This window comes from Microbulbifer maximicatervae (SeqCode) (genome assembly GCF_052467955.1).
Genome location: NZ_CP174329.1, coordinates 627,892 through 645,831 on the forward strand (window position 1 = coordinate 627,892; position 17,940 = coordinate 645,831).

The 17,940-nt window shown below is 52.2% G+C and carries 20 protein-coding genes; 7 read left to right on the forward strand and 13 right to left on the reverse strand.

Annotation, left to right across the window (positions count from 1 at the left end):
* Window positions 1–24: 24 nt before the first annotated feature.
* Window positions 25–546 carry a peroxiredoxin family protein gene (locus ACJJI5_RS02695; protein ID WP_445355453.1) on the reverse strand — a complete coding sequence of 174 codons (522 nt, stop codon included), beginning with the start codon at window positions 544–546 and terminating at the stop codon, window positions 25–27.
* 156 nt (window positions 547–702) lie between these two features.
* On the opposite strand from ACJJI5_RS02695, the gene ACJJI5_RS02700 reads away from it, so the two are divergent.
* Both ACJJI5_RS02700 and ACJJI5_RS02705 read left to right on the forward strand, forming a co-directional pair.
* Window positions 703–906, forward strand: coding sequence for a hypothetical protein (locus ACJJI5_RS02700; RefSeq protein ID WP_444918516.1), 204 nt, complete (start codon window positions 703–705; stop codon window positions 904–906).
* Between the two features lie 267 nt (window positions 907–1,173).
* A complete protein-coding gene (locus ACJJI5_RS02705; RefSeq protein WP_445355454.1) occupies window positions 1,174–1,764 on the forward strand; it encodes a bestrophin-like domain in 591 nt (196 codons plus the stop codon).
* Window positions 1,765–1,837: 73 nt separating this feature from the next.
* Here ACJJI5_RS02705 and ACJJI5_RS02710 read toward each other — a convergent pair whose 3' ends face one another.
* The 10 genes from ACJJI5_RS02710 to ACJJI5_RS02755 form a co-directional block, all read right to left on the reverse strand.
* On the reverse strand, window positions 1,838–2,917 hold the full coding sequence (locus ACJJI5_RS02710) for an AI-2E family transporter (RefSeq protein ID WP_413663709.1): 1,080 nt from the start codon (window positions 2,915–2,917) through the stop codon (window positions 1,838–1,840).
* Between the two features lie 82 nt (window positions 2,918–2,999).
* Window positions 3,000–3,710, reverse strand: a complete 711-nt coding sequence (locus tag ACJJI5_RS02715) for a D-Ala-D-Ala carboxypeptidase family metallohydrolase (RefSeq protein WP_444934425.1) — start codon at window positions 3,708–3,710, stop codon at window positions 3,000–3,002.
* Window positions 3,711–3,726: 16 nt separating this feature from the next.
* Entirely contained in the window at window positions 3,727–4,407 is a 681-nt protein-coding gene (locus tag ACJJI5_RS02720; RefSeq protein ID WP_445355455.1) for a hypothetical protein, read from the reverse strand.
* Window positions 4,408–4,593: 186 nt separating this feature from the next.
* Window positions 4,594–6,141: a phosphoenolpyruvate carboxykinase gene (locus ACJJI5_RS02725; RefSeq protein WP_282930824.1), complete on the reverse strand. Its 1,548-nt coding sequence runs from the start codon at window positions 6,139–6,141 to the stop codon at window positions 4,594–4,596.
* Between the two features lie 290 nt (window positions 6,142–6,431).
* Window positions 6,432–7,310 (reverse strand): Hsp33 family molecular chaperone HslO, encoded by an 879-nt coding sequence (gene hslO, locus ACJJI5_RS02730; protein ID WP_445355456.1) that lies wholly within the window; start codon window positions 7,308–7,310, stop codon window positions 6,432–6,434.
* A 151-nt stretch (window positions 7,311–7,461) separates the two neighbouring features.
* The gene (locus ACJJI5_RS02735; RefSeq protein ID WP_445355457.1) at window positions 7,462–7,923 is read right to left on the reverse strand and encodes a DUF4124 domain-containing protein; all 462 of its coding nucleotides are present in this window, start codon (window positions 7,921–7,923) and stop codon (window positions 7,462–7,464) included.
* Window positions 7,924–7,948: 25 nt separating this feature from the next.
* Window positions 7,949–9,442, reverse strand: coding sequence for a S1C family serine protease (locus ACJJI5_RS02740; protein ID WP_445355458.1), 1,494 nt, complete (start codon window positions 9,440–9,442; stop codon window positions 7,949–7,951).
* Window positions 9,443–9,527: 85 nt separating this feature from the next.
* Window positions 9,528–9,905: an Hsp15 family ribosome-associated heat shock protein gene (locus ACJJI5_RS02745; protein ID WP_445355459.1), complete on the reverse strand. Its 378-nt coding sequence runs from the start codon at window positions 9,903–9,905 to the stop codon at window positions 9,528–9,530.
* A 15-nt stretch (window positions 9,906–9,920) separates the two neighbouring features.
* Window positions 9,921–10,604 (reverse strand): GMP/IMP nucleotidase, encoded by a 684-nt coding sequence (gene yrfG, locus ACJJI5_RS02750; protein WP_444895781.1) that lies wholly within the window; start codon window positions 10,602–10,604, stop codon window positions 9,921–9,923.
* A 78-nt stretch (window positions 10,605–10,682) separates the two neighbouring features.
* Window positions 10,683–11,348 (reverse strand): lysoplasmalogenase, encoded by a 666-nt coding sequence (locus tag ACJJI5_RS02755; protein ID WP_445355460.1) that lies wholly within the window; start codon window positions 11,346–11,348, stop codon window positions 10,683–10,685.
* A 202-nt stretch (window positions 11,349–11,550) separates the two neighbouring features.
* Between ACJJI5_RS02755 and cysK the strand changes: the two genes are divergently transcribed.
* The 5 genes from cysK (at window position 11,551) to ACJJI5_RS02780 (ending at window position 14,785) form a co-directional block, all read left to right on the forward strand.
* Entirely contained in the window at window positions 11,551–12,468 is a 918-nt protein-coding gene (gene cysK / locus ACJJI5_RS02760; RefSeq protein ID WP_413663701.1) for a cysteine synthase A, read from the forward strand.
* Between the two features lie 38 nt (window positions 12,469–12,506).
* Entirely contained in the window at window positions 12,507–13,343 is an 837-nt protein-coding gene (gene cysQ / locus ACJJI5_RS02765; protein WP_413663700.1) for a 3'(2'),5'-bisphosphate nucleotidase CysQ, read from the forward strand.
* 104 nt (window positions 13,344–13,447) lie between these two features.
* Window positions 13,448–13,651: a hypothetical protein gene (locus ACJJI5_RS02770; protein WP_108734878.1), complete on the forward strand. Its 204-nt coding sequence runs from the start codon at window positions 13,448–13,450 to the stop codon at window positions 13,649–13,651.
* 219 nt (window positions 13,652–13,870) lie between these two features.
* Window positions 13,871–14,128, forward strand: a complete 258-nt coding sequence (locus ACJJI5_RS02775; protein WP_108734877.1) for a type II toxin-antitoxin system HicB family antitoxin — start codon at window positions 13,871–13,873, stop codon at window positions 14,126–14,128.
* Window positions 14,129–14,179: 51 nt separating this feature from the next.
* A complete protein-coding gene (locus ACJJI5_RS02780) occupies window positions 14,180–14,785 on the forward strand; it encodes an outer membrane beta-barrel protein (RefSeq protein ID WP_238152084.1) in 606 nt (201 codons plus the stop codon).
* 245 nt (window positions 14,786–15,030) lie between these two features.
* On the opposite strand, the gene ACJJI5_RS02785 is transcribed toward ACJJI5_RS02780, so the two are convergent.
* Complete coding sequence (locus tag ACJJI5_RS02785) at window positions 15,031–17,265, reverse strand: TonB-dependent copper receptor (RefSeq protein WP_445355461.1); 2,235 nt, start codon at window positions 17,263–17,265, stop codon at window positions 15,031–15,033.
* 122 nt (window positions 17,266–17,387) lie between these two features.
* On the reverse strand, window positions 17,388–17,855 hold the full coding sequence (locus ACJJI5_RS02790) for a hypothetical protein (protein WP_413663697.1): 468 nt from the start codon (window positions 17,853–17,855) through the stop codon (window positions 17,388–17,390).
* Window positions 17,856–17,940: the final 85 nt, after the last annotated feature.

A 17,940-nucleotide genomic window follows, 5' to 3' on the forward strand; every position in this document is an offset into this window, starting at 1 on the left:
ATAGTAATTGATCTGGATTACCCTTCAGGTTGAAACTTTTTTAATTCCCAATTCACCAAGCGTTCGCGCTATATCCTCTGCGCTGGTTGTCGGTTTAATATCTTTGTCAATTTTTTTAATTCGTCCATCTTTACCGATATAAATGGTAACGCGACGGGCGATATTCATTACGGGAATAAGTACATCGTACGCTTTAGCCGTTTCACCGGTGGGGTCACTGAGTAACGGGAAGTCCGCTTCGCTCTCTTCAGCAAATCGGGTGTTATCGTCAAGATCATCTGTACTGGCCATAAAGTAGGTGACTTCATAATCTTTGATCAAGTGACCGTTTTGGGCGAGCGATTTACACTCTATGGTGCAGCCACGGGTGAATGCCTTGGGAAACCAGGCGATCACAACAGCGCTTTTGCCTTGGAGGTCCGCCAATGTGTGGGTTTGGCCATCAGACCCCTGTAGAGTGAAATTTGGCGCCATTTCACCAACTTCCAGAGCGAGGCTGGGAAGGCTGATAAACGCCGTAATTAAGAGGGTCAGCAGATATTTCACGAATATTTCCCTTGTAGTTTACCGATACGCCTATGCTACTGCCCTAAGGCCTAACTGGCCAATAGCTCTGCTATAACTGCTATGCTTAATGCGCCAAAGTAAGAATATTGGTGCGTCAATGCACCGTTATGGACTTGCCGTTTTGCAGGGGCTTAAATGCGCTTTGACAGCCTTTTCTATACTCTGCCCCTTCCACTGATCTATACCATTTCAGTTGCCGTAGTGCTTTGCGCTTTAGCTGTGGGGATTTATCTGGGGCAGCGGCGGGTAGTGAATGCCAGTATCAAGGAGGATTCTTCCCTGGGCAGTGCGGTAGCTGCCACTTTGGGCCTGGTCGCATTCGTTTTGGCATTTACCTAAGGAACCTCTGAATAACCCCGTAATGCCTCTGCGGGTCTTGAAGGCTGCAGATGTTAGGCGCAGCTCGCCGCGAATGGCTCAGTCCTTTGCAAGAGCTGCAACGCAGCAGCTGTGGCCTTCAAGGCCCGCCCTTCGGGGCTTGCAGAGCGATTCACACTCCGCGTTGCGACTTCTTGCAAGGTCTGGACATTCCTGCGAAGCCGCGCCTTGATTGTGAACCGCTCTGCATGCCAGAGGTATCACGGAGTTATTCAGAGATTCCTTGATATGACAGCCGACCGATTTAATGAACGCAAGGCATTGCTGTTGCAGGAGGTCAATACCATCCAGGCCGCATATTTAAATGCGAGCTTTCTGCAATTGGATAAGCAGGATAAGGCGCGAGACCTAATAGCTGAATATGCAAATCTTAGGGATATTGACCCATCAATCGCCGTCACTCCGGAAGATGTAGCTCGCAGTGAGGAAATTCACCAGGCTCTTTGGCGTATGATCGAGGCGCACATCGCACAGGATTACAACGCCGATTATTTACGCCAGTTTGCCGAGCAGGTTAACGGGATGGTAGATCTGCACCGCGCCAGGGTTGTGGTTGGGCTGCAATACCGTATACCGGGTCCACTCTGGCTCTCCCTGTACTTTATGACCATTTTGGCGATGCTGGCAATTGGATACCAGTTGGGTATAAGTCGCGGGGGATCTGCTCAAGTAGTTATAGCTTTGGCCCTGACTTTCTCAACAGTGATTTTACTGGTGGCGGATTTGGATCGGGCAAATGAGGGAGCACTGTTGGTTGATCAGTCGCCGATGAGCGATCTCAATTTGCAGCTGAAAGAGCTACAGGAGGCTGCCCCCTGAGCTGTTGTGCGAGTTGACTTTGCATATTAATAGGATGGGGCGGAATTAAGGATTTTCCGCCCCGGGGAACAGGTTAAAGATCTTCAGGTTTTTGTGGCATTAAGACATCTTCGGGATGCACAAACTCACGCATAAAAATCTCCCAGAAGGCGAGAAATAGTGCGGCGAGTAAGGGCCCTATCGCAAAGCCACTGATTCCAAACATAAACAGACCGCCGACAGTGGAGAATAGTACTAAATAGTCGGGGAGTTTTGTGTCTCGACCCACCAATATTGGGCGCAACAGGTTATCTACCAGGCTAATCACGGTGAAACCATAGGCGAGTAAAATCGTTGCCTTCATGGGTTCGCCAATAGCATAGAGGTAAATAGAAGCGGGGAACCAGATCAATGCGGCACCGACGGCGGGCAGCAATGACAACAGGGTCATTAAAACACCCCAAAGGACCGGTGCCGGTAGGCCCAGCACCCAGAAAATAATTCCGCCCAAGCCGCCCTGGGTAATAGCGACTACCAGATTTCCTTTGATGGTTGCGCGAGTGACTTCAGCGAACTTTGCCAACAAAAGGTGCTCGCGCTCATCACCCAGTGGCAGGGCGTGGATAATCAGGTTTACCAGTCTTTCACCATCGCGAATCAGAAAGAAGGTGAGGTAGAGCATTAAGCCCAACATAACGAAAAAGTTAACAGTATTCTGTCCGACCTCAATCGCATTTTTTGCGACGAAGCTACCGGCATTCATCACTCCACCCATCAGGCGCTGCTTGGCCTCCTCGACATCCACGCCAATACTCTCGAGCGTGCTGTTAACCCTGGGGAAAGCACTGCGAATCTGCTCAAAGGATTTAGAAACATCAATTTGTCCTTCCTGGATCCGGTGATACAGAGTTACCGCTTCATTAATAAAAGAGGTGGCCACTACCAATACGGGTATCACCAATAGAACGATACACATAAACAGGGTTAGCAGAGCCATTAAATTAGGCGAATTGGGAAAGCGCTGCATCAGCAGACGGTACACGGGGTAGAAAATCAGTGCGGTGGCACAAGCCCAAAAAATAGGGGTAAAGAAGGGTTTTATTAGGAGTAAAAAAGCTACGCTGACCAATAATAAGGTCAATATAAATGAGCGCCTTTCCAGTTTTTCTTGCACTGCGACTTCCTCTGCTTCTCTTTCGGCAGCCCAGTGGTAGGGCGCCTAATTTTTGCTCTATCTAAGCAGATGCGGTGGGGTTTTACCAGCGCCTATATCCGCACGTATCCACGTGAAATCGAATGCCCCGATAGATTCCGAGGCCCATTTGCCACTCGCGGCCGTTGCGCTTGTGGATATCCCTCAGTACGGGTACCAATTGCTCTCGGGAGAACTTCTTTTTCGGAACTATATCCAGCCCGCAGAAATGCAGATGTTTACTTCCCTTGGAACCCCCGGCCTTACGGTTGTAATCCACTGTGCGCCACCCGGAGACCACTGTTACTGGGCCGACGCGGGGCACTATTTCCCGCTCGATTACCCGCAGAGTATTTACGATGCCCCACCAGAGTTCCTTGGGAGGGATGGCGAATGCGGGTTCGTCCAAATCCTGCCAGTCACTGCCCTGACGCAATAGTTCATAGGGTTGCACAACCTGGTCAACCCGGTTGGAGCGCAGGAATTTTTTGAGTTGAGTAAAGCGTGCATGGTTATTGCCTTTGCTCAGGAAGCGGCTGAATGCCCTCTCGGAAGCTGCCGGATAGCCCTGTATATCGTAAACCTCCGGGATCATTAGCAGCGGTAGGATATCGATAGGGGATTTCACCCGGTCATCAGCCTCGCGCGCTCGTTCGTAAGTAAAAACAAATAGACCGGTGAGAATCGCCAGTGCGATTGCCCCAATGATGATGATCCGCCGGCGCAGTTGACGCTGGCCGATTTCTACGCACTCTTTGTTACTTTGCATAACCATCGGGCAGCTCCCTCAATTACCAGGTGCGATAGCCACAGGTATCGACATGAAACAGGACATCGTTAATCAGGCCCATCCCGACATTGCTATCGGGACCGAGGCGTGCGTCCAGTGTGCTTAGCTCTTCAGCGAGTTCGTTTTTACCGATATTGGAATTCGGAATTAAGTCCAGCCCGCAAAAGTCACGGTGGCGGGGCTGGTCTTCGGTCGCAAGTTTTCGGTTGTAGGCATCAGTGCGGTAAGCGGAAACCACAGTGACAGGGCCAATTAGCGGTATTACCTGATCTCGCACCAGGGTGAGGGTTTTCACAATATTGGACCACTGGTCCCTGGGCGGTATGGCGAATGGGGGTTCCCCCAGTTCCAGCCAGTCCCCTCCCTGTCGCAGAAGATCACGAATAGGAAAAACCTCGGCGACACCCCGGTCCCGAAGCAATTGATTGAGTGCTTGTACGCTGGAGCGGTTACTGCCCTCTCGCAGGAATTTGTTAAAGGTCTCCTCGTTGGCGAGGCGATAGCCACGCTGCTCGACATAGGACTTCTCTTGCGAGGAGAGGAATAGATAGAGCCAGAGGGTAAACAGGATGGCACTGAGTATTAAAGCGAGGGCACTGACGACCACCCGATTCACTCTTTGCCCGGGCGGCTTGTGTGGGAACAGAGTTTCGAAGCGAGTAAACGAGTTACCTGCGGACATAGTGCTCGCGATTGCTGCTGAGAGAGTTATTCCACCGACGCTAAAATCGTCGGCGCCTGTTTACTCACTATAGCCGCAAAAATCGACGGGCCGGGGGCTTGGGATCAGCCACAAAAAAAGCCGCTGCTCCTGAGGGAGCAGCGGCTTTTGGGTCACGGACAGCGCACTGTGCCCGACAACCTCTAATTAGGCTTTAGGGCCTGCATTTTTAACGTCTTCGCTGACATTGAACTTCTCAATGTTCTCGGCGAACAGCTTGGCCAGCTTGCCTGCCTGATCGTCGTAAGCAGCTTTGTCAGCCCAGGCTTCACGAGGGTTCAGGTAAGACTTGTCCACGCCGGGCACTTCCATCGGGATATCCAGGTTCAGGGCATCCAGGTGCTCAGTGGCAACGCCTTCCAGGGCGCCGCTCTGGATAGCGGCAACGACAGCGCGGGTTACCGGAATCGGGAAGCGCTTGCCGTTGTCGCCGGAGCCGCCGGTCCAACCGGTGTTTACCAGGTAGACCTTGGAACCGAACTCTTCGATGCGCTTCATCAGCAGGTCTGCGTATTCGCGCGGTGCACGGGGCATAAACGGCGCGCCAAAGCAGGTGGAGAAAGTCGGGTGGATACCGGCCTCTGCGCCCAGCTCGGTGGAGCCTACGCGGGCGGTGTAGCCAGACAGGAAGTGGTAAGCCGCAGCCTCTTTGGAGAGGATGGATACCGGTGGCAGTACGCCGGATACATCGCAAGTCAGGAAGATAACGTTCTTTGGCTCGCCGGCGCGGTTTTCCAGCTGACGCATTTCGACGTGTTCCAGCGGGTAGGAGCAGCGACCGTTTTCAGTCAGGCTGGTGTCGCAGTAGTCAGCAGTGCCGTGATCGTTGGTTACCACGTTTTCAACGATGGCACCGAAACGGATGGCATCCCAGATTACCGGCTCATTTTTCTGGCTCAGGTCGATGGTTTTCGCGTAGCAGCCACCTTCCATATTGAAGACGGCACCCTTGGTCCAGCCGTGCTCATCGTCACCGATCAGGTAGCGCTCGGGATCTGCGGACAGGGTGGTCTTGCCGGTACCGGACAGGCCGAAGAACAGGCAGGTATCGCCATCTTCGCCGACGTTAGCCGCGCAGTGCATGGGCATCACGTCTTTTTCCGGCAGCAGGAAGTTCTGTACGGAGAACATGGCCTTCTTCATTTCGCCGGCGTAGCGCATACCGGCCAACAGTACTTTGCGCTGGCCGAAATTGATAATTACGCAGCCTTCGGAGTTGGTGCCATCGCGCTCGGGCTCACAGACAAAGTGAGGAGCGTGCAGGATTTGCCACTCTTCCTTGGACTTGGGGTTGTACTTTTCGGCGCGGATAAACATGTTGCGGCCGAACAGGTTGTGCCATGCAGTTTGGGTGGTCACTACCACTGGCAGGTAGTGATCTTCATCCTGGCCCACATGCAGGTGCTGAACAAAAGTATCGTGACCGGCAACAAAAGCCTCTACACGATCCCACAGGGCGTCAAACTTATCCTGCGGGAAAGGACGGTTGACGTTGCCCCAGGCGATGCTGTCGGCAGTGGAGGGCTCTTCTACAACAAAGCGGTCAGCCGGGGAGCGACCGGTGCGTGCGCCGGTTTCAGTCACCAGAGCGCCTGTATCTGACAGCTTGCCCTCGCCGCGCGTCAGAGCCTGCTCTACCAATTGTGCCGGTGATAGGTTCTTGAAGACCATCGCGGAGTCGTCGATCTGTGCCATTCGTGGAATACCCGTGAAAGTTGGACAGTAAATAAAATGGGGCTGCCCAAGGTTTAGACAGCCGTAGAAAATTTTGGGGGCGCATTATTGCAAAATTCAAAATATGCGGATACCAACTATGGCTATTTTGTAGTCAATGACAGCGCTGTCATGGAAAATAATGTCGACTTAAATTTAGGCAATTTATGGCCGAGGCCTTGATTATTCTTTTTCTGAATTTAATAGGGGGAGTAGAGGGACAGGTGGCAGGGCTGCGCTGAGGATTCGGCGGTTGCGCAGCCCTGCGCGGATTAGTGAAGAGTGTGGGGGGGAGCGTTGAGCAGCGACTCAATTTGATCCCGGTCAAAGCGGTACTGGGTGTTACAGAATTGGCAGTCCGCGATAATCTCACCCTGCTGCTCTTCCAGCAGGCGGTAGACATCCTCTGCACCCAGGGAAACCAGCGCGCGGGCGCTGCGCTCTCTCGAGCAGCTGCACTTGAAGCGAATAGTGTCGGTACCCAGGGTCGCCGGCTCCAATTGGTGGAATAGGCGGTGAATCAGCTCTGGGTGGGGAACGGTAAATAACTCCTCGTCAGTTACGGTTTCTGCCAAGTGAATCGCTGTTTCCCAGGCGTCCTGATTTTCTTCTTCCGTGGCGGCATTATTGCCCGGCAGAATCTGCAACATAAGACCGGCGACGGTATTGTCACTGCTTTCCAGCCATACGCGGGTAGCCAGCTGTTCCGATTGCTTAAAGTAGTCTTCCAGGCAGCCGGCCAGGTTGTCCTGCTCCATGGGAACCACACCTTGATAGCGCTCACCGCGCTTTGGCTCAAGGGTAATGGCCAGGGCTCCACGGGGGCCGATCATATCGCGCAGGGTGGCGGTTTCGTCGATTTGTGCACCCTCGGCAACCCGGGCGATGCCGCGCAGGTCGCTGTGGTGAGTGCACTCCGCCATAATCATCGGCACATCGCCTTCGCCACGGGCCTGGAGGCTCAGGACACCTTCGAACTTCAGTGTGGTTGAAAGCAGGCTGGCTGCAGTGAGGAACTCCCCCAGCAGGCGGGCTACTGGCGTAGGCAGCGGGTTGTGTTCCAGTACATCGCGGTAGGAATCAGTAAGTGTCACCACCTGTCCGCGAATATCGTGTTTGGAGAAAATAAAGCGTTCCAGCTGATCGGACATAGGTCGGGGGCTCTCGGTATTAAAACCGCAGGATTTTAGAGGTGGATATGCCTAAATGGTAGCTGTCGCTGATCATTGCTGGTGCAGTAGAGGAAGAATGTAAAGCGCTACCCCTTTATCACAATGGGTCAGCGCTTATGGAGGAGGGTAATTAGCCGCAGTAGTATTTAATTTCCCGCTGAAGCTTTTCAGCTATTTGCTGCCTCTCCCGCTCGGTGCGACGAACCTCTTTGCCGTTATTGTCGAGAAACACAACCCGCCCTTGAATGGCTTCAAGGTCATTGCGAGCCTTGTCGCAGGCTTTCTTCATCTTTTGCTGCTTTTCCTGTTTCTCGCGCAATTGGCGCTCGCGGTATTCATCATCAACCTTTTGAGAAACTCTCGATCTCGTTGCGGTTGTTAAAATAGGCCGCCGACTGCCATTGGAGCCAATAGAATTGATCGGGGCCAGATCCCCCGAAACATCCTCGGCTTTGGCGTCAGTCGGGGGGCGATCGCCAAAGTGTACCCGGCCACTTTCATCGACCCAGCGGTACATCTCTGCGCTGCTTGCGGTTGCACTAGCGGCCAGTATAAGGCCGCCTATTACGGAACGTAGACACAGTAATTTCACGGCTACTCCATGCCCTTCTATATTTCTATTCTTCTTTATTGGCCAGCTGGCTGAATAACCCCTGCGAATGACGCTGGGGGATATGGTAGGTCTGCAGTATCAGAGGCTGCTGTTCCTGGGCCTCTGCCGAATCCAAGACCATCCGATATCCGGAGCGGTCGCGCAAATCTACAAAGTCCTGCTTGTTGCCTTCCATCAATTGAGCGAACTCGTCGAAGTCCTTGATGCTGTGGCCATTTACTGAGTCGATAATCCAGTTCTTCCAGTCGTGGTAACCGAGGTTCACATTGGCAGGCAGTACTTTCAGGGCGACGACCAGCTCGCGGCGTTCCTCGTCACTCCATTGATTGCGGGCATAGAGGTAGTCAATAGGCGCCTTGGAGTGCCAGTTTTTGCCCCAGCGTTTGATCAGGTTCATATTCAGGGGCACAAAGACAACACCGCCGTAGATATAGTAGCGGGGCTGGCGGTCAAATTGCTCTCCCAGCACCATAGCGCGTGAAGGAGGTGTTGCGGCCAGCGTGACCTCAGCGGTCTGCTCTTTACCATCGCGGGAGAAGCGCACCGGTAAACGTTCACCGACATGGTGGCGATCCACGGCGTAGTGGTAGTTGGTGCGCTGGTTTTCCCTCCACTCCACAGTCCGGTCAGCCGCTACTTTAAAGCCATCGACTTCAAGCAGGACATCGCCGGGATTAAACACTTCAGCTGCGGGGGAATTGTCGAACACTTTAACGACCATGGCGCCATCCTGGTCTTCCTCGAGACCGGCGGCCTTTTTCATCGATGGGCTTTCCAGACTCTGGGTTACCAGCCCCAGTTCGGGGAACCCTTGGTGCACATTGTCCTTGGCATCTTCTAAGACATGAGCGATCACGCTGGGGGGGACAAAATAACCCAGGTTTTCAGCGCTCTGGTTGGTTTGCATGGCCACGCCAACGATGCGGCCATTGGAGATAACCGGACCGCCGCTGTTGCCCGGGTTGATGGCCGCATCTATCTGGCCCGCCATCAGGTAACTTTCCGCATGGGCATAATACTGGTGCTCCACGCGGGAGAGTACTCCGCGGGTAATTGAAAGGGATTTGCCACCAATTGGGTAGCCGTAGACGGTGACCTCTTCCTGCAGGTCGGGCAATTTGCCCAGGGCCAAAGGGCGGGTATCGTTGAAAAAGCTTTCGTCATCGACGGTCAGCAGGGCGAGGTCGGCATCGTGGGAGACAAATTTCACTCGGGCGCGGAATTTCTTTGCATCGCCGTGGCGCTGTACCTGGATAAAGCTGCCGTTGGCCACCACGTGTGCGTTGGTCAGGATTTGCTGGTTGCGGATAACGGCACCGGAACCGGACAGCTGCTTGGGGTTGAGCAGGGCCCAGGGGTTGAAATAATCCGGGGCGGCGGCGGTGGTGTAAATCTTGATGATTGAGCGCTTGAGCTGCTCGTGTTCTCGGCTGTCTGCTAGGGCGGTTTGGGTACCGAGCAAAATCAGCAGGGAAATGGCGATCAGTCGTTTCATCATGGCTGTTTTCTATCCGGTTGGGTGGGGGCAGTTTAGCAGCTAAAGTGGGAAATGGCGGAAATTTCACCACTTTTGTCTGCCGAGTCTACTCTTGTTCCCGCAGGAAGCGGTGTATCTGGCGGCGTTGCTTTTTATTGGGTCGCTCCTGTTGTATCCCGGCATTGGCTGCCTGTCGCTCGGTTTTCTCTTTTTCCCGGCGGGCGATACTGTCTTCGGTCTCGCGGTATAAGGTGCGCGCAATCTCGGCGCCGCGCCGCTGATCCGATAGAGCGGTTACTTCAACTTCCAGCAGATCCCAGCCCTGGCGGATGCTCAGTTTGACACCGGCAGTGACTTCCTTGCTGGCTTTGACCCGCTGGCCATCGGCGTGGACTTTTCCACCTTCGATCGCCTGCTTGGCAATGCTGCGAGTCTTAAAGAAGCGCGCGGCCCAGAGCCACTTATCGATACGTACTTTTTCCATGGTTTCCTTGTGAAATCAAGCGGACCCGGTGTCCAGTCTGCTGCGGTTAAAAGCCATGATCTCATCAAAATGATGGATCGCCGGGAAGTTGGTGATTTCCCGTTTGGGCCCGCGGCTATCCGGTTGGCGAATACACAATAGGTGGGCGATACCGTAGTCCTGGGCCGCGCTCAGAACAGATTGGTTATCGTCGACAAACAGGGTGTTCTCCGGGTCAAATTCCAGGTTATCTCGCAGAGAGTCCCAGAAATTGGCACTCTCCTTGGCATGTCCATAATCATGGGAGGAGATGATGCCGTCAAACCAGCGGTCGATGCCGGTGATCTCCAGCTTGTGATCCAGCCCTTGACGGTGCGCATTGGTCACGAGGTAGGTGGGCTTTTGCAGTTGTTGCAGGCCGCTCAGAAACGCCTCAGTGTGAGGGCGCAGGGCGATGCGGGTCTCGATCTCGCGCAATATGCTGAGGATATCCAGCTCCAGTTTTTCCGCCCAGAAGTCCAGGCAGTACCACTCCAGCGTACCGCGGCGGGCATTGATCTCAGCCTCGAGCTTCTGCTGGGCTTCCTGCGGGTCAAAGCCGTGGACTTCAGCGTAACGCTTGGGCAGGTGCGTGAGCCAAAAATGATTGTCGTAATGCAAATCCAACAGGGTGCCGTCCATGTCCAGCAATACGGTATCAATACTTCGCCAATCGAGCATGGGAGCTATGTACCTCTTTGAAATGGGGCGGGAAGACAAGTTTAGTTGGCTTGCCACTGCCTTCCCGGATCGTTTGCATTATGCCTGGGCGCGGCGGATTCCGTACAGGATACACAGTTGCGCACTGTAGTAGGTGAGCATGATAGCGGCATCGGCTAGAGGTAGAGGGGTGATGAACTTGTTAATAGCAATCAATGTATCTGAAGTCATAAAGATGACAGCCCCGGCAAATAGCAGGGTGGCGTCACCCTTGTGCATTGCGGCTGCGACCGCCATGGCGAGGATAGCTAACAGGTACGCTAATACCGCCGGGGCTAAATCCCCAGCAGCAGGGAGGATAATTTGAGCCAAAAGCAGTGCGGCAATCACTATAGGCAGTATCCGAATAAGGTTGCGCCGATTGGGGGGCTCCGCAAAACGCAGGAAGCCCAGCGCGTAGATTAGCTGGGCAATAAGAAAAGCACCCAGTCCAAACACAAAGTGTTGGGGGAATTGCATTTCGAGGAGTACATCCCCGATGGCGGAGGAACTGAGGGCTAGAAAAGTGAAAAGCAGGGTTTTGCCCCGCAGCTCCAGTCTGGCAATCATCATTAGGCACAGTATCGGCAGCGCTTTTAGCGCGGGCATCCACAAGTTATCCAGCTTCCAGGTATCCAGAAAGATGAATAAAGTGGCACTGGCCAGGAACATCGGTACCAGGTAATTGCGAAAGTTGTGCTGGGGTGCGGAATTTTCTACGGACATAGGTACTTACCTTATTTTTATTTTGTATACCTCCCCATCAATTTAACGGTTTTCCTCCGCATCATCGATAGCTTGTACTCTCTAATTCCAATTGAGTTTTCTCCAGTGCCGGCCGCGGGACATTTCTGGGGTAATATGGAGCATCGAAAATACATGCCCGGCAGTTGTTTGCCTTGAGCACTAGTCATGGAGAGCCTCACTGATGAAAGCGGCCAATATTCTGGAAACAATCGGCAATACCCCTCACGTAAGAATCAATCACCTCTTTCGCCCCGATATAGAGGTTTGGATGAAGGTTGAACGCTTTAATCCGGGCAGCAGTATTAAGGACCGAATTGCCTTGGCGATGATTGAGGATGCAGAGCGTCGTGGAGCACTGCAGCCCGGTGGGGTAATAATCGAACCGACCTCTGGTAATACGGGTATTGGACTGGCGATGGTTGCTGCGGTGAAGGGTTATCGCCTGATCCTGACCATGCCGGAGTCTATGTCGGTAGAGCGTCGCCAGGTCATGAAGGCAATGGGCGCAGAATTGGTCCTTACACCTAAAGAGCGCGGTATGGGCGGGGCTATTGCTAAGGCGGAAGAGTTATTGGCCTCACATGCGAATAGCTGGATGCCCCAACAATTTAATAACCGCGCCAATGCTCAGGTGCACCGGGATGTTACCTCCAAGGAAATCTTGGCAGACTTTCCTGAAGGGCTGGATTATATGATTACCGGTGTGGGTACTGGCGGGCATATCACAGGCTGTGGCGAAGTCTTAAAAGAGCACTTTCCTAAATTACAGGTCTATGCGGTAGAGCCGGAGAAATCACCGGTGATTAGCGGTGGAGAAAAAGGCCTGCATCGTTTGCAGGGTATCGGCGCCGGCTTTGTACCCCAGGTACTCAATACGGAAGTACTCGACGGTACTGTATTGGTGAGTGAGGAAGACAGTTTTGAAATGGCGCGTCGTTGCGCATTAAAAGAGGGAATTTTTGTGGGTATCTCCTCCGGTGCCAGCCTTGCGGCCCTGAAAAAGCGCGAGGGGGAGATGGATGCGGGCAGCCGGGTACTGGTGTTCAGCTATGACACTGGTGAGCGCTATCTGTCCGTTCAGGACCTTTTCTCCGCCTAAGATTTTATAATGGTGAATTCAAAGAGTATGGAGTTGTAATGGATAAAGCACTTTTGGAGCAGGTGATAGAGATCTGCAAACGCGCGGGAGAGGCGATTCTCGAGGTTTATCACAACAGCGCTGAGTTGGAAGTCGAGACAAAGAAAGATGATTCCCCAGTAACTGCCGCAGATCTGGCCGCTCACAAAGTACTGGAACCGGCGTTAGCACAGCTTATCGAGGGAGTACCGGTTTTATCAGAAGAGCAGGAAATGCCCTCGTTCGAAGAGCGCAGTCAGTGGCAGCGTTACTGGATTGTCGATCCGCTCGATGGCACCAAAGAATTTATCCGACGCAACGGTGAATTTACCGTAAATGTCGCATTAATCGAAAATGGCGAGCCCGTTTTGGGGGTGGTTTACGTACCGGTACTGAATATCACTTATGCCGGCTGCAAGGGCGAAGGAGCCTTTAAGCGCGATGCCAATGGCGAAATTGACATTCGGGTGCGCCCACTGAAGCCGCGCCTGGATAATAGTGAAGTTGTTGAGCTTGTGGCCAGCCGCAGCCATGGAACTGGCACCGTCGACCAGTTGGTACAACGTATCGAGTCTGAACTGGGTGCTGTCGAGTGCAAAAATATGGGCTCGTCGCTGAAATTATGCCTGGTTGCTGAGGGTGCAGCAGATTTGTATCCGCGCCTCGCTCCTACTTGCGAGTGGGATACTGCGGCAGCTCAGGCTGTAGTTGAAGCAGCAGGTGGTATTGTTGTGGACGAAGAGTTTAATTTGTTGCGCTACAACACTAAAGACTCTCTGCTGAATCCCTTTTTCTATGTAATTGGCGATTCTTCTTTTGATTGGCAATCCCTACTGCTGGATAAGTCCGCTGCTTAGGGTGTGACACCAATAAACATATAGAGAGTATATTTGTGCCTCCACCACCACTGGTGGAGGCTTTAAAGGGGATCTGGATATTTCCAAATTCAGGAGGCTCACTGATGTCTGGACCCGATCTGCGCTTTAACCAGGATAAAGGTGAAATTCGCTGTTTGCGTCGGGAACTGGAGGAGGAAATAAACTGGTTGCAGCGGCATTTTGAAGCCCTCTCCAATGCAGTCGATGCAAATGATATTGCGTTGCGGCGCACCTATAACAGCATGCTATTTTCCCGCCGGGCCCTATTAGGTAGAATGCCCCGTTAACTAAATTCCAAATATTTTCTTGTGTGAAAAACTGTAGTGCTGCAGGTTTTAATTTGAATACGGCAGTTCTTCCTACTCAGTGCTGTCACTTATAGTGTTGAATCTGTGCCAGCGCGAAATATTATTTCCCAGCTAATTAGCTAATTTCCTTGCCAAATTCCCCCGTAAAATGTAAAGCAGTCTACGCTTTGGAAAGCTAATACATAAGAGTATTTTTCAATGCGCTACCCGGTTGTGGTGCACAATATTGAATATGCCGGATTTGGTGCCATTGCACCGGATCTGCCGCATTGCCACTGCTATGCCGATACCCTTGAGGGGACCCTGCAAAAAATGGCTGAAACGATTTTTCAGCGGTTGGAAGAGCTCCGTCAGGCTGGACAGCCAATGCCGCAAGCAGGTGATGTAGACAACCTGAAGAAAAACCCGGCTTTTGTAGGAGGCGTCTGGGCCATTATTGATGTAGAAACAACTTGAAATAATTCACTGAGCTTGAACTTGATGACTGGCTTTTTGATGTGAGTGGCGATGATAAAGCTATCCGTCTACCTGCTTTCCTTTTTTATAGCTGCGTCCAGTTATGGATTCGAGGCGAATAATCCTTTTGATGGTGTCGCCACGGGAGAGTACCGGATTATCGGTACCGTTGGTTTTGGGAGTGGCGAGCAGCAGTTAAATAAGCAGCGGGATTCTTTTGGCTATGTCAGCCTTGGAATTACGCCGGCGGTAGGAGTCTGGCAAGTTGAGCTGCGGGCGTCACATTTTGATGATAATCATGTCACAGTAGATCAGGTAGGTTTAAATTTTAAAATTGATTTTACCCTGAATTGTCACGTTCAATGTCTCTATTGGATGGTGGGATATAATTATGCCGATGTGGATTTGAACAATGTTATAAGAAGAGGCTATTGGTATCGAGAATACCCACCATTTTATCCGGATGATCGATATATCTATATTATTGATGCCAGTGGCAGTGATACCTTTTGGAATGCCGGAGTGGGTTACCGAATTATGTGGACTCAGGATTTCGATACTTCATTAGAGTATAACTACAATAATATTGGCAAAATAGAACGTGTTAACCTCGGGCATCTGCGTACCCTGAGTTTGAATTTTTCCTACCGCTTTTAGTTTGCCTCCCACCTTTTACTACTGGGATGGAAGGAAAGAATACACCGCACTCGAGACACGCTGTGAATACATCCCTGTAAGCTCCTAATCGGCATCCATGCCTCATAGGGTCCCAAGCGCGGTGTATTCTTTTCTTCTCCCTTTTTAGTAACTTATTTTTCCCAATAATTTACTCGTAGAAATTTCTCAATTAACTACTGATTTTCTGGGGAGTGAAAAAGGGGGTCGGGGACCCCCAATAGCTTTTAAATTCGATAAATGGCTTTCAGCCAGAAGGTGCGTCCCGGTTCGTTAACCCGGGTCAACTGATCGAAACCAATAATATTGGCTCCAGAGCGACTGATATGTTCAGCGTAAGTCTCATCGAATAGGTTATCGATACCGGTAGTTACCAGTACACTTTTACTGGGTTTCCAGCCGGCATTGATGGAAACGACGTTGGCAGAGTCGGTTGCACCAATATCCTGACCAACAATATTGCCTTTGCCGATATCCACCCGGTCCTGGCTTGCGATAGCGCGCCATAAAACACCTGCTGACCACTGGGCCTGTTCATAGTAGAGTCCCAGGCGGCCCTCCAGAGGCGGCAGTTGTGCCAAGGTAGTGCCATCGGTTTCGTTGGCACCGCGAACAGATGTTACGGTGAATTCAGTGCGCCACTGCTCGTTGAGCTGATATGAGGAGTCAAACTCCAAACCCCAGGAGCGCGCCTGGATGTTTCTGACAATGGAGGTAGTGCGAATATCGGAGGAGTCCATACTATCCATATTCATACTACCCATAGAGTCCATGCTACTCATTACTGCCGCTTTTTCGTAATCCGTCTCAATCATCAGGTAGTCATCAATCTGATTGACGAATCCGGAGACACTGGCAGAGAGTTTTTCACCGCGATAGATATAGCCGATATCCAGCTGGGTGGTCTTTTCTGATTCGATATCCAGTGCGCTGTAGGAGTCTGCTGTCTCGTAGGAGAAAATTTCCCAATAATCGGGGAAGCGCTCAGTGTAGCCGAGCCCGGCAAAGAGTGTGGCAGAACTATTGGGGCCGCTCTCGAGACCATATTCATAGCGCAGGAAGCCGCTGCTCAATAGCTCTGAGCGAGTTTCTCCCGCAGTGGGGTTATCCACTGAGGACATCATGGATAGAGCAACTTCATCGCGAAGGTCTTTTACTTCCCAATCATCCACTCGTGCACCGGCGATCCAGCGTTGATTGGCTGCGACTTGCCAGCTGACCTCAGAAAATAACCCCAGCTGGCTAAATTCGGCATCGGCCTCTCGCTTCATATCCCGGTAGTCCATGGTGGACTGGTTCATGGTCGAACGCCCGGTGTGGCGATTTTCCCGGGCATCAATTCCACTGGTCAATTCCACATCGTCCATAGGCGTAAACACCAGAGCCATCTTGAAACCTGTGGTCTCACTATCGAGATTCATGACCATGGGGGTAGCGGTGCTGGATAGCTCGCGCAGGCTGTAGTTATCCATGATGTGGTCGATATAGTTGTAGTAGGCCTGGAGCTCAATTGAGTCGAGCCAGCTACTGATATTGCTGCGGACATATTTAGCTTTGTGGCTCTCACGGGCAAACTTGGAACCGTCGACTCCCCGATCTGCATAGGCAGCTTCCCCATCGCTAAATGCAGTATCGAACTCGACCCGTGTATCGTCGCTGGGAGTCCAGGCCAAATTGACCTGGCTGCTCCAGCGCTCATAACTGGAATTTACCTCATTGCCATCCCCGTCTTCGTAGTCGTCCGCAGATGCCGAGGTCGAGGAGCTGCGGATAGAAAACTGCGGCGAACTATAGGAGATATCGAATAGACCATCGCGGCGCTCGGCACTGGCGCCGAGCAGGCTCGCATGCATATTCCAGTCGCTTTCAGTGGGGCGCTCCTGCTGCTGGTTAAACACAACTACGCCGGCGGAATTTCCGGGGCCATAGAGGACGCTCTGTGGCCCTTTAATAACTTCAATTTCGTCCATTGCCTCGGGAAAAATATAGGCTGTAGGTGGGTCCATTCGGCTGGGACAACCACCCGCCAATGTTTCTCCATCCACTACCATTCCCAGGCGCGAGCCCCCCATTCCGCGAAGCATCGGATCGCCACTGGTGCCGCCTTTACGCACTACGGAAAATCCCGGAATTGTTTTCAGGTAGTCGGCGCCGTCATTGGCAGGTAATGGCTGACGGGGTTTTTTCGGGTCGGTAACCAGGTTGAGGGGGAGTTCAGTCTTTACCCCAGTAACCACCATTTGTTCCATTTCACTATCTTTTAATGGTTCTGGCTCTTCGGATTCTTCCGCTGCGAGATGTGCTGAAAAGGTACAGCAGGCAGCGAGTGCCAGGCTGAGAGGTTTTTTCAGAAAAATTTTTGCGTTGATGCTCTGATGCATGGTTTTCAATCCTTTTCGCTGGCGTTTCGAACACGCAGCAGTGAGCGCGCAGGCCTGAGTAATATTTGGCGCACGCGACATATCCCCACCTGAAAAAGTGGTCGTATTTTGGCAAGATCCAAAGCGCTGAAAATATTAAGACAGCAATGAGACTTGCGGTCCACAGCGAACTGCGGAGTGATGATGTTGGAATAAAAAAGGAATTAAACCGGGGGGGCGCGAATCAGTGGGCGGCTGTAAGCGTTAGAGATAACGTGGAAAAAAGCCGGATAAGAGGGCGGTTGAGTAAAACCGGTTAGGACTATTTCCAATTCTGTTGTTGGTGCGCTGGCAATACTGGCAGCGGCGGAAAAATTACAATGGTTATCGGCAAATGAGTGAGCGGTAAGCGTATCGTGGTTGTGGCTTGAAGAGTGGTCGCCGTGATGATCGCTGTGGGAATTCGCTTTGAGGGCATTGAGCAATAATGCGCTGCGGCTATCGCCATGGCAGAGCCCATAGGGCGTTCCCGCTGCAAAATCTGCCGGCATAAAACCGGCAGGAACCAGGCCTCGCGCGCTGAGAAATACCAGCAATAGCAATAGCGCCTGCCACTGGGACAGACGGGAACAGTATTGGATGGTGCGCTTACCGCTCATAAATAAGAAGGTCTGTACTTTGCCCGGGCCCATTTTAAATACCCGGAGATGAGTAACAAGAGGTTAACGGGTGATACAGCAAAGTGCCACTGCCCCAAGTTAACTTTTGCGAACTAAT

What these genes read in the sequence shown, in the direction of transcription:
- ACJJI5_RS02790 (WP_413663697.1), bottom strand. Translation starts at nt 17,855, where the DNA reads ATGGGCCCGGGCAAAGTACAGACCTTCTTATTTATGAGCGGTAAGCGC.
- ACJJI5_RS02720 (WP_445355455.1), bottom strand. Translation starts at nt 4,407, where the DNA reads ATGTCCGCAGGTAACTCGTTTACTCGCTTCGAAACTCTGTTCCCACAC.
- ACJJI5_RS02740 (WP_445355458.1), bottom strand. Translation starts at nt 9,442, where the DNA reads ATGATGAAACGACTGATCGCCATTTCCCTGCTGATTTTGCTCGGTACC.
- ACJJI5_RS02745 (WP_445355459.1), bottom strand. Translation starts at nt 9,905, where the DNA reads ATGGAAAAAGTACGTATCGATAAGTGGCTCTGGGCCGCGCGCTTCTTT.
- yrfG (WP_444895781.1), bottom strand. Translation starts at nt 10,604, where the DNA reads ATGCTCGATTGGCGAAGTATTGATACCGTATTGCTGGACATGGACGGC.
- cysK (WP_413663701.1), top strand. Translation starts at nt 11,551, where the DNA reads ATGAAAGCGGCCAATATTCTGGAAACAATCGGCAATACCCCTCACGTA.
- cysQ (WP_413663700.1), top strand. Translation starts at nt 12,507, where the DNA reads ATGGATAAAGCACTTTTGGAGCAGGTGATAGAGATCTGCAAACGCGCG.
- ACJJI5_RS02715 (WP_444934425.1), bottom strand. Translation starts at nt 3,710, where the DNA reads ATGGTTATGCAAAGTAACAAAGAGTGCGTAGAAATCGGCCAGCGTCAA.
- ACJJI5_RS02725 (WP_282930824.1), bottom strand. Translation starts at nt 6,141, where the DNA reads ATGGCACAGATCGACGACTCCGCGATGGTCTTCAAGAACCTATCACCG.
- ACJJI5_RS02700 (WP_444918516.1), top strand. Translation starts at nt 703, where the DNA reads ATGCGCTTTGACAGCCTTTTCTATACTCTGCCCCTTCCACTGATCTAT.
- ACJJI5_RS02755 (WP_445355460.1), bottom strand. Translation starts at nt 11,348, where the DNA reads ATGTCCGTAGAAAATTCCGCACCCCAGCACAACTTTCGCAATTACCTG.
- ACJJI5_RS02770 (WP_108734878.1), top strand. Translation starts at nt 13,448, where the DNA reads ATGTCTGGACCCGATCTGCGCTTTAACCAGGATAAAGGTGAAATTCGC.
- ACJJI5_RS02705 (WP_445355454.1), top strand. Translation starts at nt 1,174, where the DNA reads ATGACAGCCGACCGATTTAATGAACGCAAGGCATTGCTGTTGCAGGAG.
- ACJJI5_RS02785 (WP_445355461.1), bottom strand. Translation starts at nt 17,265, where the DNA reads ATGTCGCGTGCGCCAAATATTACTCAGGCCTGCGCGCTCACTGCTGCG.
- ACJJI5_RS02780 (WP_238152084.1), top strand. Translation starts at nt 14,180, where the DNA reads ATGATAAAGCTATCCGTCTACCTGCTTTCCTTTTTTATAGCTGCGTCC.
- hslO (WP_445355456.1), bottom strand. Translation starts at nt 7,310, where the DNA reads ATGTCCGATCAGCTGGAACGCTTTATTTTCTCCAAACACGATATTCGC.
- ACJJI5_RS02775 (WP_108734877.1), top strand. Translation starts at nt 13,871, where the DNA reads ATGCGCTACCCGGTTGTGGTGCACAATATTGAATATGCCGGATTTGGT.